Below are 14,186 nucleotides of genomic sequence, written 5' to 3' on the forward strand. Positions count from 1 at the left end.
GCGTTGTTCGACCGCGGACCGGCCCGTTACGGAATAATAGGAAGCCGTGTTGATGATATATGCGATGGTCACTTTATAGTTACGAATGGTACTAAATAATAGAATTGATTGCCCCACATGTCAAGTTACGGGTCATTTTTAAAGGCGGCGCTGATAGTATCAGAATAATTAGGAAGGCGGATTATACACGGTTAACGTTGTTGGTGATGCACATGCAGTTAGCTTTAGAAAGTAATCTCAGGTTTCTTACGGCGGCGAAAAAGAGTGAAAAGTCCCCACTTGCGCCCAGCCAACTCGTGACCCGCAACCGCAGCCATCAAGTCTTTAACGGCGACACGGACATCTTCGCCCTGATAAAGAACCTGATAGAGGCGTTCGGTAATGGGCATCTCTATGCCCAGTTTTTGCGCCAGGTTCCAGGCTACCAGTGTGGTGGACACGCCTTCGGCGATGCCATTCATCGTGGCCTCGATATCTTTGAGCGATTCCCCCCGCGTCAGCCGCACCCCGACCTGGTGGTTGCGGGAGAGGTTACTGGAACAGGTGGCGATGAGATCTCCCTGTCCAGCCAGACCGGAAAGGGTCAGCGGGTTGGCGCCGAGGGCCGTACCCAGCGCCGTGATCTCGGTCAGACCGCGGGTCATCAGGGCGGCCTTAGTGTTATCACCGTATCCCAGGCCATCGACAATGCCGGCGCCTAAGGCGATGATGTTTTTAAGCGCTCCGCCCAGTTCCACGCCGACCACATCGGTATTGGTGAAAGCGCAGAAATCGGGCACCGTCACCATCTTTACACCGCGCCGGGCCCGAGACTCTTTCTCGGCGGCGATAACGGTCACGGCCGGTCGCCCGGCCAGTATCTCCCACGCCAGATTGGGGCCGGAAAGCACGCAAATGTTGTCATGATGCTCTTTTTTAGTCTCTTCGGCTATCACCTGGCTCATTCGCTTGCCGGTAGCTATCTCCAGCCCCTTGGCGGCGGATATGATGAGAGTTCGTTTATTGAGGTACGGGGCTATCAGCTTCAAATTATGCCGCATAGCTTGGGAGGGCACGGCCAGGATAATGGCATCGGCGTCATGTACCGCCTCATTGGCGTCGGCGGTGACTTTGATGGATTGCGGCAGGACAAATTTATCCGGCAATTTGGGGGTTTTAAAAACGCTCTGGCCGACTAGGAACGCCTCGTCCTCGGTCCGGGCTAAAATACGAATCCCGGCGTCCTTACGGGCCAGCACGGCAGCTAAAGTGATGCCCCAGGTTGTAGCGCCGATAACGGCAACTTTAGCCATTCAACAACTGCCTTTGAGGTTTACGCGCCGGCGCGGGCATTAGCGGGCTTTTTCGCTGATCCTGCGTTCTTTGCCGGCGATCAGACGCTGGATATTATCACGGTGCATGATGATGATAATGGTTGAACCGAGCAAGGCATAGACCAGGTATTCCATAGGCAATCCGTTGTTCAAAGACAACGGTATCATAATGGCATAGGCCCCGGCCACCCCGGCCAGGCTACCCAGGGAGGCGAAGCCGGTCAGGCCGACACCGATGATGAAGACTTCCCCGCCAAAAATCGCCGCCAGCGGGTATAAAGCGATGAATCCGCCGAAATAGGTGGCCACGCCGCGGCCGCCTTTGAATTGGTTGAATACCGGGTAGATATGCCCGATTACCGCCGCCAGGGCGGCCATAACCTGGGCCATCAGGATACCAAGGTGGTAATCACCGACCAGCATGTATCCATGGCCCACCACCACGCCCGCCAGCAGCACGGCGGTCACGCCCTTGAGCATGTCCAGGAAGGCCACCAGGGCGGCCATCTTGCGTCCCAGGGTGCGCAGCACATTGGTGGCGCCGGTGCGGCCGCTGCCTTGAGTAGTGATATCGATCTTGGCTTTGCGCCGGGCAATAAGATAGCCGAAAGGTATACTGCCGATGAGGTACCCGGCGATGGTCACAAATATCAGTTCGGTAATTAACATCTACTTTTTCTCACCCCTGCCCTTGAAGGTAAACTTGATGGGTGTGCCGGAAAAGCCGAAAACCTCGCGCAGACGGTTTTCCAGGAAGCGCTGGAAGGTAAAATGAACCAGATCGGGGTCGTTGACAAAGAAGACTATTTCCGGCGGGCAAACGCCCACCTGGGTGGCATATAAAACTTTGAGTGTTCTGCCGGCGATGCTGGGCGGGGCATGCTTGGCCATGGCGTGGCGGACCAGGCTGTTGAGTTCGGGAGTGGGGATGCGTTTACTGCGCTCGGCCTGAACTTCAAAGGCGGCGGGAATAATGCGGTCTACTCCTTCACCGGTTCGGGCAGAAACGTACAGGCGCCGGGCATAGTGGATGAACTTGAAACGCGCCGCCATGTTCCTGTCGTATTCGGTCATGTCCACATTTTCCAAAAGGTCGGACTTGTTGATCACCAGTATAAGGCCCCGATGGTTATCCTTGGCGTATCCGGCGATATGGGTGTCCTGGGCGGTCGCCGCTTCACCGGCATCCAGCACGATCAGCACCACGTCGGCGCGATCGATGGCGTTCAAAGAGCGGATAACGCTGTATTCCTCGATGCCGCGTTCGACCTTGCCCCGTCGCCTGATGCCAGCGGTATCTATAAGTACCACACCGCCAGTACTAAAGTCAATAGATGTATCTATGGCGTCGCGGGTGGTGCCTGGGATGGCGGAAACGATGACTCGTTCTTCTCCGGTAATTGTGTTCAAGAGCGACGATTTGCCGACATTAGCCCGCCCGGCGATGGCGATACGCAGCCTCTCCGGTTCGGACACCGCGGATTCCGGTGGCGGCAAGAGTTCGACCACCCGGTCGAGGAGATCTTCAGCGCCGCGGCCGTGGTAGGCGGAAACCGGCATCGGCTCACCGAGCGCCAGCGAGTGAAACTCCACGGCATGGTCAGATAAGCGCGCATTATCGACCTTATTCACAGCCATGATCACCGCTTTGCCGCTGCGGCGCACCTCATCGGCGATTTCCTCGTCCTGCGGCGTAATGCCGGTCTTGGCGTCGGTGAGGAAAATAATAACCGAGGCTTGCTTCATGGCCTCCCTCACCTGATCGTTGACCGACCGGGCGATACCATCTTCCGGAGCCCCGGCCAGACCGCCGGTATCCACCAGCATAAAATCGCGCCCGCCGTAACTCAAAGGGATGAAAAGCCGATCCCGGGTCGTGCCGGGTAGATCCTCGGTGATGGCCTGACGTTTCCCTGTCAGCCGGTTCAATAGAGTGGACTTGCCGACGTTAGGCCGGCCGACGATAGCAACACTGGGCACATTATTCATATATTGAAATTCTAATTTCCGTTCGATTCACAAGGATATCCCTGTCAGACTCTCAAATACCCGGAGTATCCGCGATAAGTCTCATACACAAGGGAGCGCTTGAAATACTGAATATCTTATTATACCACGTTTAGCGCAGGGCGCCGGTTTCCATGGTTTGGACACCACCGGTGATCCATCCAGCATACCCCCGGTATGTTTACATAGGCCAGGGTAAGAGCAACCCGCCCAGCATATCGGCCAGAAGAGCCTTCTGCACGTGCAGGCGGTTCTCCGCCTGATCGAAGACGACTGACTGCGGAATATCGAGCAGTCCCTCCGCTACCTCCAGCCCATAATGGGCTGGCAAGGGATGCATAATAATGGCATCCGACTTGGCCAGTGTCACCAGCTGTTCGTTGACCTGGTAACCGGCAAAATCCTTAAGGCGAGCTTCAGCGTCAGCCTCCTGCCCCATACTGACCCAAACGTCTGTATAGATAATATCTGCTCCCCGGGCTGCTGCTTCAGGGTTGGTCATCGCGTCGAAAACACAATCGTTTTCGACAGCCAATGCCTGTGCCTGACGCATCACTTCCGCCGGCAGTTCGTAACCCCGGGGTGCGGCGATGGTGAAACTCAGTCCCACCGATAGCGCGGCGAGAGCAAGACTCACCGCTACATTATTACCGTCACCGATATAGACCAGCTTCAAGCCGGGATAATCACCCTTATGTTCGTATATAGTTAAAAGATCGGCCAGCGCCTGACAGGGATGCTCGGCGTCTGACAAGGCGTTGATGACTGGAACCTCAGCCCGGCGCGCTAGTTCTTCCAAACTGCTCTGCGCAAAGGTGCGTACAGCCAGGGCGTCCACATACCGGGACAGTACCCGGGCTACATCGGCGATGCTCTCCCGCTTGCCCAGCCCCACCTCTGCCGGAGAGAGGTAGATAGCCTGACCCCCGAGTTGTTTCATCGCCAGTTCAAAGCTGACGCGGGTCCGGAGCGACGGCTTTTCAAACAGCAGCGCCAGCGTCTTACCGGAAAGCGTGGTCTGCCATCCCTCCGCTTTCATGGCGGCGGCATCGGACAAGAGCAGCCGGATCTCATGGCTTTCGAGGTCGGTAATGGACAACAGGTCTTTGGATCTCATAGGCTCACCGTTAAAAAAATGATGTCATAGTATAGCACATGGTAGCGATAAACGTTGAGGTCCTTCCTTATACCAAACGGCTGTTGCTATAACGGCTTTTATCGTTTACACTTAAGATACGATGCATTATCCTAACTCATGGGGCGTGAACCCGAACGGTTCGAGCGCAGTAACCGGTTTCCTAATCCGGTGGAATAGCGTCCCCCGTTTCAACGCTTCGACCGGCCATAGATAACCGGCGCCCTGCATAATCATCGTTCATCCATTGTTCCGAACACTTTGATATAGTCAGTCGCAGCCGCATAGACCGGCATCTTAAAATCCGAGAGGACGATCATGACGACCAAAAAAGAAGCGAGCTTCTACGGGGAGATCAACACCCGGCTGAAGAGCGATCATCAACGGCTGATAGAACAGCTCGAAGCGCTGAAAGCGACCGCGCCGCAGGAAGACCGGCGTGAGGGTTCCCCGTTCGGCAAACGGGAGGAAGAAGCCACCGAAACCGCCGACCTGGAAAATCGGCTGGCGCTGGAAAAACGCGTCCTGGATCAGATCGCTGAGGTTGAACATGCCCTGCATAAACTTGAAAAAGGCACCTTCGGCAAATGCGAGATGTGCGGCCAGACGATGGACCCGGCAAGGCTGACGGCGCTGCCCTATGCCAGGCTGTGCGTCGCCTGCAAGGCCAAGCAGAGATTCACCTAGCTGAGACGCATGTTCCCCCTCGTATTCTTAACGGTTATCGCCTTGGACCAGTTGACCAAGCACCTGGTGCGCGGCGGGATGGCGCTTGGAGAGTCGATACCGGCTGAAGGTTTTCTCCGTCTCGTCCATATCCAAAACACCGGCGCCGCATTTGGCATCCTGGATGATGCCCGCCCCTGGCTTATCGCGGTCAGCTCTATCGCTCTCGTGATCATCATCTGGCTTGCGATTTCCCGCCGCATCGGCTTCCTGGATAATATCTGGGGGCGGCTGACGCTCGGGTTTATAGCTGGGGGAACGCTGGGCAATCTGATCGACCGTGCTTATTATGGCTACGTCACTGATTTCCTCAAGGCCGGCATCTGGCCGGCCTTTAATATCGCCGATGCGTCGATGGTGATCGGCATGACCATTCTCGTTTTCCTTTACCTGAGGTCTGAATACCCAAGGAGCCAATAGTTGACCAAAACAGTAGAACTGACCGTCGGGGTCCCCGGCGCCCGCCTGGATAAATTCATCGCCGGCCAAATACCAGAACTGTCACGCGTCCACGTCCGGGAGCTTATCGACGGCGATAAGGTCACCGTCAACGGCAAGTCCGTCAAACCATCTCATCCTCTCAAATCGGGCGACCGGGTCGAAGTCAACATCCCGCCCCCGCCACCGAGCGAGATCATCGCGGAGGACATCCCCCTGAAAGTTCTCTACGAGGATGATGACCTGGCGGTCATCGACAAACCGGCCGGGCTGACCACTCATCCGGCGCCGGGACACGCTTCCGGCACCCTTCTGAATGCTTTATTGTCCCGCTTTCCGGAATTGGCTGGGGAAGAAGGCGACCGGCCGGGCATTGTTCACCGCCTGGACAAGAATACCTCGGGACTCATGGTGGTGGCCCGTTCGCGTTGGGCGCAGGCCGCCCTTTCCGATCAATTCAAACGCCGTGAAGTGACCAAAGTCTACCTGGTGCTGGTCAAGGGCAGGGTGGAACCATCCAGCGGCATCATTGAGGCGGCTATCGGCCGCCATAAACTCAACCGTAAAAAAATGGCCGTCACTGAAGACGGGCGCGAGGCACGGAGCCAGTTCAATGTCGTGGAGTACTATAAGGGTTACACTTTGCTTGAAGTCCGTATCTTTACCGGCCGGACTCACCAGATCAGGGTGCACCTGGCGGCTATCGGCTACCCGGTGGTCGGCGACGAGACCTATGGTGTCAAATCGGAGTCCTTCCCCCGGCAGTTCGTCCACGCTCACCGCTTGAGCTTCAAACAACCGTCTACCGGCCAGGCGTTGGATTTCACCTCCGAGTTACCGCCAGATCTGGCCGTCCCGCTTTCCAGCCTCATCTAGCCACCGGGCAGTCCCCGTTGTATAATAAGCGCCGATTGACCTATAAGGTCTTGAGGAGTCTCTCCTTTTTATGTCAGAACGTCCCAAAGGCCCTATCGCCCTGGAATTCGCCGGTTTCTGGCGGCAAGCTGGTTCCTTAATCATCGACGTCACGGTGTTGCTTTCAATTTCATCCTTTCTCACACCTTTCCATTGGTTCGGGTTTGGGAACTTGTGGGACATTACTCGATTCATCGAAGTCCCTATTTTACTCTCGCCGTTCGCTGCTTTGATCAACCCGGTCTCCATCGTCCTCTCCGGCGTCTATTTCATCGCTTTCTGGATCTGGCGGGGCCAGACATTGGGCATGATGGTTGGGGGGATTAAAGTCATCCATATCGACGGCACCGATATCAATCTAAACCGCAGCATCATACGCTATTTAGGCTACATCATATCAGCCTTGCCATTATTTTTAGGTTTCTTATGGATCGCTTTCGACGAACGGAGTCAAGGCTGGCATGACAAGTTCGCTGAAACCTACGTCGTCAAACTACCGCCGATGCCGGAAGTCAGCGCCAGCGCTCCTCCGGCCGGTATCTGAATTTTATCGAGGTCCGCATTTATGAACAATAATATCCGCGTGCGTTACGCCCCCTCCCCCACCGGCCACCCCCACGTGGGCAATATCCGTACCGCCCTTTTCAACTGGCTGTTCGCCCGTCATGAGGGCGGTAAATTTCTGGTTCGTATTGAGGACACCGATCAAGCCAGATACGTCGAGGGCTCGGTGGAAGCCATCCTCGGCGGACTGCGCTGGCTGGGCATGGATTGGGACGAGGGGCCGGAAAAGGGCGGGGACTACGGGCCATATTTTCAGTCACAGCGTCTGGAAAAGTATCAGGCAGCGGCGGAAAAGCTTATCGCCGGCGGCCATGCCTACCGCTGCTACTGCTCGTCCGAGCGCCTGGAGGAAATGCGGGCTGCGCAGACCGCCGCCAAACAGCCGCCGGGATATGACCGGCACTGTCGCGACAAATGCGAGATTACGCCGGAAGGCATAACCCCGGTAGTACGGTTCAGGGTACCACTGAAGGGAAGAACGGTCTTCAACGACCTCATCCGCGGCGAGGTTTCTTTCGAGAATGCCCTGCTGGATGATTTCATCCTGCTCAAGAGCGATGGCTTCCCCACCTACCACCTGGCCAATATCGTGGACGACCATGACATGCGCATCAGCCATGTCATCCGGGGGGAGGAATGGGTCTCCAGTGCGCCGCGGCATGTGCTGTTGTATCAGGCCCTGGGTTACGAACCGCCTCTCTACGCCCACCTGCCGATGATCCTGGGCACCGACCGCTCCAAATTGTCCAAGCGCCACGGCGCGGTTTCCATCATGGACTACGAGGAACAAGGGTACCTGCCGGAGACCATGGTCAACTTCCTGGCGCTCCTGGGATGGTCGCTCGACGATAAAACCGAGATCATGGACGTCAAGCAGATCATCGATAACTTCTCCATTGAACGCATTTCAAAGACCGGCGCCATTTTCAATGTCGAAAAACTGGATTGGATGAACGGCTCCTATATCCGGGCGCTGACTCTCGATGAGTTCACGGACCGGGCGCGGCCGTTCCTGGAGGCGGGGGTGCCGGAGTCCCGTGCTTTCGACCGGGATTATATCAAGAGTGCGCTGGCGCTGGTGCAGGAGCGGGTGAAAAAACTGGGAGAATTCCGCGATCAGCCGGAGATGACCCGTTTCTTTTTCATAGAAAACCTCGAATATGAACCGATCGAGCTGCTGGGCAAGAAGATGACGGCGGCTTCCACGCGAACGGCGCTGGAGCGTTCGCTTGAGCGACTAGAAAAGCTCGGCGATTTCACCGTCGAGAGTATGGAAGCAGATCTGCGCAGCCTGGCGGAGGAACTGGAACTCAAACCGGGGCAACTCTTCGGTAGCCTGCGCGTAGCCTTCACCGGCTTGATCGTCTCACCGCCGCTCTTCCAGACGATGATCGTGCTGGGACGGGAACAATGCCTCAAACGTTTACGTGAGGCCGTCTCCAAATCCTGGAAGCTGCCGGAGTAGCCATGGTTGAAACAGCAGTCAAACGTTTCCCGACGGTCGGTGCCTGCGGTCTGGATTGCGGGTTGTGCCCCCGCCACCACACCGACGGCTCTTCGCGCTGCCCCGGCTGCGCGGCTAAAGACTTCGGCGCATGGGGCTGCGCTCTCCAGAAATGCTGCGTCCAGGGTCACGGTCTGGAGTGCTGCGCCCAGTGTCCGGAATCTGACGGCTGCAGTGCGCTGGAACGGGTGATAAAAGAATCGGCCAGAGTGGATTCCTTTATTTCCTACCAGCCGGTGCCGACCAACCACCAGCTCATCCGTGAGTTAGGCATCGTTGAATTCGCCCGGCGGCAGGACGCCCGGGTGAGTTTTCTCGAAGGGCTGCTCAAGACCCACAACGACGGCCGCTGCAAGGGTTTTTATTGCCTGGCGGTGCAACTGCTGCCGCTGGCTGAATTGCAGGCGGCGGTAAACCGCCTGTCCGCGGAGTTGTCCCGGACGCCGGAAGTTAAAGCCCGGGCCATTATGCTGCGTCATTCGTTCGATGAGCTTGCGTCCCGAAATGGTTTAACGCTAAAGTTAAGGCGCGCAAAAAAGGAGGCGGAACTGTAATATGAGCGTCGCTCTCACACGTCAGGATGCCATGAACTGGCTGGTCAAATTTGGCGTCATCCCCTACTGGGATTCCATCGACAAAAAACCTCTTTTCCGCAAGGCTGACGTTAAAAAAGGCTCGGTGGCTTTCATCAGCCGTGAAACCGAGGAACAGGTCTGGCCGGGCGTCATCAAGCTCCTTGATCTCAAGACCGAAGCCGACTGCGCCACGGTGCGCCGGAACGTTGAACACCTGCTACGGGAGCAGGGCAAATTGCTTTAAACGACTACCTAAGTTGAGGAATCATTTTGGTTGAACTGCCACCGTATGTTGCATTATTTGAATCGGGAGAACTTGAACGCCGCGTCGAACGGCTGGAAGCCCGGCTGGAAAGCTGCGACATCTGCCCCCGGCGCTGCGGCGCCAACCGCCTGAGTCATGAGATCGGCTCATGCAACGCCGGCAAACTGGTGGCGGTGGCCTCAGTCTGCGCCCACCACGGCGAGGAACCAGCGCTGTCCGGCAGCCGGGGCTCCGGCACCATTTTCTTCGGCAACTGTAATCTGAGGTGCGTCTTTTGTCAGAATGCCCAGATATCCCAGGATCCGGAACGCCAGCGCCCCAACCAGGTTACCCCGTCCCGCCTGGCCAACCGCATGCTTTATGTCCAGAACGAGCTTAACTGCCACAATATCAACCTGGTATCGCCGTCGCACTACGTGCCTCAGATCATGCGCGCAATATGCGAGGCGGTGCCCCGGGGACTCACTCTACCCATCGTCTACAATACCAATGCGTACGACGAACTGGAGACGCTCGCGGAATTGGAAGACGTCGTCAGTGTCTACCTGCCGGATCTGAAATACGCCGATAACACGGTGGCTGCCAGGCTGTCGGAAGCGCCGCATTACGTGCAAACAGCCCGCGCCGCCATCAGGGAGATGTACCGGCAGGTGGGGGAACTGGAACTCGATGATGACGATATCGCCGTCAGGGGGCTGATTATCCGCCACCTGATATTGCCTGATGAGCTGGCCGGCAGTGAGGCTTCCATGAAATGGATCGCCTCAGAGCTTTCGACATCGGTACCGGTGAGCATCATGGCTCAATACACCCCGCGCCACCGGGCGATGGAAATGCCGATACTGGCGCGCAGCATCACCGCGGCGGAGTACCGCCGGGTGGTGAATTTACTGGATGTACTGGGGATGGAGAACGGCTGGCTGCAGGATGACAGCGCCAGGGATTTTTACTTACCGGACTTCAGCCGCGAGGGGCACCCGTTCGAGAGAAGCTAAACGACGCCGGCAATTGATCTTGCCAGCGTCGTGTATGTCCCGGGGGAAGGGGAAACGAAGGGTTATCCGCCCTTGCGTTTGCGGTTGCAGAAGGCGAAGTGGATCTTGTGACCGCTGACCTCGTCCTTCTTATTCACATTCTCGATGAACGTCTTGAGATCGACCGGTTTCTTCTCAACAGTTGCTTTTTTAGTCATATCTGAATAATCTCCGTCTGACAAACTGAACTGGCATTATATCACGACCGCGCCCCGAAGCCAAGGATCCTGTTTTTTCAACCATGACATCAATCAAAAGGAAACGATTACCCGAAAGGTTGAACAACAAGGAGGAATCAAAGACCTAATAATTAGGAGCACTGAAGCGGAGGTTTTTGAAAAATTCAGCATAAATGCTTAGACGTAAAATATGGTTTACGTTCATTTTGTTAAGCCATGGGGTATTGACACGCCAGCAAAAAGCCCTTATAATAAGTGAAAAGTTAGGGAATAATAAGGAAATAGTAAGGAGGTCCCGGAACTATGTGGTTAGTAATTGGTCTTCTCCTCGGCGCGGCTCTCATCTGGCTGGTCAGCCTCATGAAGGGCAAAGGCATCAGCATGAAGTGGTACGAATGGATCATCGGTCTCATCGGTGTGGCCATGCTCCTCTTCACCGTCCAGAACTACTTCGGTTCGCTGGCTGAACTGGAACCCACCGCCGCCAACATGTTCCTCCTGGTCACCGGCCTGCCCGCCATAATCCTGCTGGCCGTAACTTGGCAGCTGGTCGTCCGCCACAAGAACGCCTAAACCCAAACAATTTAATATCGTCCCACAGAGGGGGAGTCGAGAGACTCCCCCTTCTTTTTTACCTCAAAAGCAGGGTTGAGACTATAGTCTAAGACCTGGTCGCCAATTCGGCCACCAGGAGGTCTATGGACATCGTCTCGTCCATACGGCCGGTCTTGGCGGCAATATCAGCTTCGAGGAGTTGCCTGTAAATGTCTTTGAAACGGTCGATAGAGAACCGTCCTGCCTGATCTAAAGCTTTCTTCCAGACAAAATCCGCGTTGAGGCCCAAACGACGTCTGATTTCCATATCTTTCTCACCGCGACTTTTCAGGTCTTTGATCTGAATTACCAGCCGGAGTTGCCGAGCCAGCATGGAAAGGACATAACCCGCGGAGAAGCCGCTGGCCTTGAGACTTTCCAGCGAAGTAGTGGCGGTTTTGAGGCGCTGCTCGAAAATGGCGTCCACCAAGCTGAAGATATTGGCCTCCTGAGCTGAGCCTACCAGAGCTTTTACGTCATTTTCGGTGATGACTCGTTCGCAGGCGAAGAGAGTCAGTTTATCAATCTCGGTGGCTAGGGACCACAGGTCGGCGCCGACATACTGGACGAGCAGGTTAATGGCACCGGGGCTGATCTGTCCACCGGCATGCAACACCCGCCGCCCGATCCATTCCTTAAGTTGGGGCTTATCCAGCGGCGGAAACTCATGCATCTCCAAAACGTCGGAGATGGACTTGAAGAGCGGGTTGGTGCGGTTGAGTGACGTTTCGGTCAGGATGAGCGTCGTCGACGGGGGCGATGAACGGACGATCCCGGCGAATTCCTCGATGTCCTCGGGTTTGGTCTTCTTTTTGCCGCCTGCGTCGCCTGAGGCCGGCTGGAAACGGCTAAACAGCCCGCTGACAACGACCAGGCGCGCCGGTGACAGAAAGGGCGCGGCATGCACGGTCAACCGGAACTCCGCCGGCTTGAGCCGGGCGGCATCGAAAATATTGGTCGCCGTGGAAAGCATCGCCGGGTCACCAAGCGATGCTTTGATGGAATTAAGCTTGGCTTTGAGCGAAAAATCGTCCGGCCCGGCCAGGAGATAGCGCAAAATAGGATCCTCTATCACAGGGTAGCGTATTCTTTAGCGGGTTGTCCGACCGCAAAATCGGGTTAAGACTTAAGCGCCGTTGAACAACAGACGCAAGTCTTCCCCGACGGCGGCTGGCGCTACCGCGATTATGTGGTCGCCGGACTGGAAAACAGTGTCTCCCCTAGGCACAAATGGTTTCCCGCCGTCCCTGATTACCAATCCTAATACCACCTTATCCGGCAGGTTGATTTCATTCAGCGATTTGCCCACCGCCACTCCGGAACGGGCTCGGACTTCCATGATCTCCAGATCCCGCTGATCGCCGGTGATGCAGAAGAGATGGGTAAGGGGATGGGAAGGGACCTCGTGCTCGATGCGTTCCAGGATTATGTTGGTGGAGTTGACCGTCACGTCCACACCCAGCTTCTTGAAAATCGACTCGTTGCGGGGGTCGCGGACGCGGGCGATGGTGCGGGGGACGTTGAAGCGGTATTTGGCCACCTGGGAGGCCACCAGGTTGTCCTCGTCGTCGCCGGTGACAGCGATCAGCATGTCGGCGCGCCCGGTACCGGCTTCGGCCTGGATGCCCGTCTCGCAGGCATCGCCGCGGAGGCAGATGTTGCCCAGTTCCTTATTGATCTTTTCGCAGACCTCGAAATTACGTTCGATGAGCAGGGTTTCATGCCCTTCAGCCAGCAGGGCTTTGGTCAGGGAATAGCCCAGGCGGCCGCCGCCGACAATAATGATATACATCTAGGTCTCCAGCTTCTCTTTCAGCATTTCGGCGAAGATGGTGGTGGGACTGAGGGCTTCCAGTCCGAGGATGGTGTAGAGGTCACGGCGCAGCGGGTCATAGATGCGGCACAACACCTTGTTAACGTTGAAGATCTTACGGGCCATCTGCGCGGCCATGACGTTGCGATTGTCGCCCTGGGTCACCGCCACGAAGGCGTCAGCTTCTTCGATGCCGGCTTTTTTAAGGACATCCTCGTCAAGCCCGTTACCCAGTAGCGCGGTGCCCTTGAAATCTGCCGGGAGACGGCGGAAGGAATAGGCGTCGGTATCCAAGGCGACAACGCTGTGTCCTTCCTTGTCGAGGAGGGACGCCAGTTGAGCGCCGACACGTCCGCAGCCCATAATGATCACTTTCATCCGGAAAACTCCTTAAATGGACTGCTGCCGGTGACTGAGAATGACCCGGCAGGGGGCGTTCTGGAGTATGTAGGGCACCACTTCGCCGAGGCTGAACTCCCCGAAGTGGGTCTTGTAGTCGGAACCGATGACGATGGTGTCGGCTTTCTGTTCCACCGCCTCGTCGACGATGGCCGGGCCCACCGCCCTGGCTTGGAGGAGGTTGGTCTCGACGGAGCAGTTGTATTTTTTTCCCAAGTTTTCAAATCTCGACAGGACACCCTCGGCCTTGGCGATCTCGGAATCGATCTCCGCGTCCAGCGGCAGCGAACGGTCCACCGAGATGATATGGGTGACGACCACCCGGGCATTGCCGGCGCACCGTGACAGGTGGCAGGCCAGCTCCAGCGCGTCCTCATCTTCAGCTCGCCCGGCTACCGGGACCAGCAGTGTGTGGTATTCAGTCATGTATTAAAGTGTCTTTGCACACGTAAGGGTATTATAAGCGCCCATGGCCGGTTTGACAACAACCGTGTATGAACTTGCGAATCTAATGCGTATCATCGAACGTAAAACGCTCGCGGGAATTGTTTTTTGTTTTTTCACAGATCCTTTTTTTGGAAACAATCCGATTTTTCACGACTGGGCACCCGGCTGTCCAAACGTGAGATTGTTCCAAATCAATAATAGAATCAAATAAAACAATTCCCTTGGCGGGTCGTGAGTTACGAGCCGCGGGTGGCGAGTAATGAGGGTTGGCGTGATTG

The 14,186-nt window shown here is 56.2% G+C and carries 18 protein-coding genes; 9 read left to right on the forward strand and 9 right to left on the reverse strand.

Annotated elements, in window-relative coordinates:
• Positions 1–224 precede the first annotated feature (224 nt).
• The 4 genes from ABFB09_RS01335 to argF form a co-directional block, all read right to left on the reverse strand.
• Positions 225–1,292, reverse strand: coding sequence for an NAD(P)H-dependent glycerol-3-phosphate dehydrogenase (locus tag ABFB09_RS01335; protein WP_346999324.1), 1,068 nt, complete (start codon positions 1,290–1,292; stop codon positions 225–227).
• Positions 1,293–1,331: 39 nt separating this feature from the next.
• Positions 1,332–1,982 (reverse strand): glycerol-3-phosphate 1-O-acyltransferase PlsY, encoded by a 651-nt coding sequence (gene plsY, locus ABFB09_RS01340; protein ID WP_346999325.1) that lies wholly within the window; start codon positions 1,980–1,982, stop codon positions 1,332–1,334.
• Positions 1,983–3,302: a ribosome biogenesis GTPase Der gene (gene der, locus ABFB09_RS01345; protein ID WP_346999326.1), complete on the reverse strand. Its 1,320-nt coding sequence runs from the start codon at positions 3,300–3,302 to the stop codon at positions 1,983–1,985.
• A 199-nt stretch (positions 3,303–3,501) separates the two neighbouring features.
• Positions 3,502–4,437 (reverse strand): ornithine carbamoyltransferase, encoded by a 936-nt coding sequence (gene argF, locus ABFB09_RS01350; RefSeq protein ID WP_346999327.1) that lies wholly within the window; start codon positions 4,435–4,437, stop codon positions 3,502–3,504.
• Between the two features lie 336 nt (positions 4,438–4,773).
• Here argF and ABFB09_RS01355 point away from each other — a divergent pair, with 336 nt between their 5' ends.
• The 8 genes from ABFB09_RS01355 to ABFB09_RS01390 all read left to right on the forward strand — a co-directional run bounded on the left by ABFB09_RS01355 (position 4,774) and on the right by ABFB09_RS01390 (position 10,437).
• Complete coding sequence (locus tag ABFB09_RS01355) at positions 4,774–5,142, forward strand: TraR/DksA family transcriptional regulator (protein WP_346999329.1); 369 nt, start codon at positions 4,774–4,776, stop codon at positions 5,140–5,142.
• Positions 5,143–5,151: 9 nt separating this feature from the next.
• The gene (gene lspA, locus ABFB09_RS01360) at positions 5,152–5,601 is read left to right on the forward strand and encodes a signal peptidase II (RefSeq protein WP_346999330.1); all 450 of its coding nucleotides are present in this window, start codon (positions 5,152–5,154) and stop codon (positions 5,599–5,601) included.
• On the forward strand, positions 5,602–6,495 hold the full coding sequence (locus ABFB09_RS01365) for an RluA family pseudouridine synthase (RefSeq protein ID WP_346999331.1): 894 nt from the start codon (positions 5,602–5,604) through the stop codon (positions 6,493–6,495).
• 70 nt (positions 6,496–6,565) lie between these two features.
• Positions 6,566–7,078 (forward strand): RDD family protein, encoded by a 513-nt coding sequence (locus ABFB09_RS01370; RefSeq protein ID WP_346999332.1) that lies wholly within the window; start codon positions 6,566–6,568, stop codon positions 7,076–7,078.
• A 21-nt stretch (positions 7,079–7,099) separates the two neighbouring features.
• Complete coding sequence (gltX, locus tag ABFB09_RS01375; RefSeq protein WP_346999334.1) at positions 7,100–8,563, forward strand: glutamate--tRNA ligase; 1,464 nt, start codon at positions 7,100–7,102, stop codon at positions 8,561–8,563.
• Positions 8,564–8,565: 2 nt separating this feature from the next.
• A complete protein-coding gene (locus ABFB09_RS01380) occupies positions 8,566–9,156 on the forward strand; it encodes a DUF3795 domain-containing protein (RefSeq protein ID WP_346999335.1) in 591 nt (196 codons plus the stop codon).
• A 1-nt stretch (position 9,157) separates the two neighbouring features.
• Positions 9,158–9,421 carry a hypothetical protein gene (locus ABFB09_RS01385; protein WP_346999336.1) on the forward strand — a complete coding sequence of 88 codons (264 nt, stop codon included), beginning with the start codon at positions 9,158–9,160 and terminating at the stop codon, positions 9,419–9,421.
• 23 nt (positions 9,422–9,444) lie between these two features.
• Positions 9,445–10,437 (forward strand): radical SAM protein, encoded by a 993-nt coding sequence (locus ABFB09_RS01390; protein WP_346999468.1) that lies wholly within the window; start codon positions 9,445–9,447, stop codon positions 10,435–10,437.
• Positions 10,438–10,499: 62 nt separating this feature from the next.
• On the opposite strand, the gene ABFB09_RS01395 is transcribed toward ABFB09_RS01390, so the two are convergent.
• Complete coding sequence (locus ABFB09_RS01395; protein ID WP_346999337.1) at positions 10,500–10,634, reverse strand: hypothetical protein; 135 nt, start codon at positions 10,632–10,634, stop codon at positions 10,500–10,502.
• 324 nt (positions 10,635–10,958) lie between these two features.
• Here ABFB09_RS01395 and ABFB09_RS01400 point away from each other — a divergent pair, with 324 nt between their 5' ends.
• Entirely contained in the window at positions 10,959–11,228 is a 270-nt protein-coding gene (locus ABFB09_RS01400) for a dehalogenase (RefSeq protein ID WP_346999338.1), read from the forward strand.
• 88 nt (positions 11,229–11,316) lie between these two features.
• On the opposite strand, the gene holA is transcribed toward ABFB09_RS01400, so the two are convergent.
• The 4 genes from holA to ABFB09_RS01420 form a co-directional block, all read right to left on the reverse strand.
• Positions 11,317–12,306 carry a DNA polymerase III subunit delta gene (gene holA, locus ABFB09_RS01405; protein ID WP_346999339.1) on the reverse strand — a complete coding sequence of 330 codons (990 nt, stop codon included), beginning with the start codon at positions 12,304–12,306 and terminating at the stop codon, positions 11,317–11,319.
• A gap of 69 nt (positions 12,307–12,375) precedes the next feature.
• Complete coding sequence (locus tag ABFB09_RS01410) at positions 12,376–13,041, reverse strand: TrkA family potassium uptake protein (protein ID WP_346999340.1); 666 nt, start codon at positions 13,039–13,041, stop codon at positions 12,376–12,378.
• The gene (locus tag ABFB09_RS01415; protein ID WP_346999341.1) at positions 13,042–13,440 is read right to left on the reverse strand and encodes a TrkA family potassium uptake protein; all 399 of its coding nucleotides are present in this window, start codon (positions 13,438–13,440) and stop codon (positions 13,042–13,044) included.
• Between the two features lie 12 nt (positions 13,441–13,452).
• Positions 13,453–13,887: a universal stress protein gene (locus ABFB09_RS01420; protein WP_346999342.1), complete on the reverse strand. Its 435-nt coding sequence runs from the start codon at positions 13,885–13,887 to the stop codon at positions 13,453–13,455.
• Positions 13,888–14,186 lie beyond the last annotated feature (299 nt).

Source organism: Dehalogenimonas sp. THU2 (assembly GCF_039749495.1).
Taxonomy (GTDB): Bacteria; Chloroflexota; Dehalococcoidia; order Dehalococcoidales; family Dehalococcoidaceae; genus Dehalogenimonas.

Coding starts and splice junctions, on each gene's coding strand:
- ABFB09_RS01335 (WP_346999324.1), bottom strand. CDS start 1,292: ATGGCTAAAGTTGCCGTTATCGGCGCTACAACCTGGGGCATCACTTTA.
- plsY (WP_346999325.1), bottom strand. CDS start 1,982: ATGTTAATTACCGAACTGATATTTGTGACCATCGCCGGGTACCTCATC.
- der (WP_346999326.1), bottom strand. CDS start 3,302: ATGAATAATGTGCCCAGTGTTGCTATCGTCGGCCGGCCTAACGTCGGC.
- argF (WP_346999327.1), bottom strand. CDS start 4,437: ATGAGATCCAAAGACCTGTTGTCCATTACCGACCTCGAAAGCCATGAG.
- ABFB09_RS01355 (WP_346999329.1), top strand. CDS start 4,774: ATGACGACCAAAAAAGAAGCGAGCTTCTACGGGGAGATCAACACCCGG.
- lspA (WP_346999330.1), top strand. CDS start 5,152: ATGTTCCCCCTCGTATTCTTAACGGTTATCGCCTTGGACCAGTTGACC.
- ABFB09_RS01370 (WP_346999332.1), top strand. CDS start 6,566: ATGTCAGAACGTCCCAAAGGCCCTATCGCCCTGGAATTCGCCGGTTTC.
- gltX (WP_346999334.1), top strand. CDS start 7,100: ATGAACAATAATATCCGCGTGCGTTACGCCCCCTCCCCCACCGGCCAC.
- ABFB09_RS01380 (WP_346999335.1), top strand. CDS start 8,566: ATGGTTGAAACAGCAGTCAAACGTTTCCCGACGGTCGGTGCCTGCGGT.
- ABFB09_RS01385 (WP_346999336.1), top strand. CDS start 9,158: ATGAGCGTCGCTCTCACACGTCAGGATGCCATGAACTGGCTGGTCAAA.
- ABFB09_RS01395 (WP_346999337.1), bottom strand. CDS start 10,634: ATGACTAAAAAAGCAACTGTTGAGAAGAAACCGGTCGATCTCAAGACG.
- ABFB09_RS01400 (WP_346999338.1), top strand. CDS start 10,959: ATGTGGTTAGTAATTGGTCTTCTCCTCGGCGCGGCTCTCATCTGGCTG.
- ABFB09_RS01410 (WP_346999340.1), bottom strand. CDS start 13,041: ATGTATATCATTATTGTCGGCGGCGGCCGCCTGGGCTATTCCCTGACC.
- ABFB09_RS01415 (WP_346999341.1), bottom strand. CDS start 13,440: ATGAAAGTGATCATTATGGGCTGCGGACGTGTCGGCGCTCAACTGGCG.
- ABFB09_RS01420 (WP_346999342.1), bottom strand. CDS start 13,887: ATGACTGAATACCACACACTGCTGGTCCCGGTAGCCGGGCGAGCTGAA.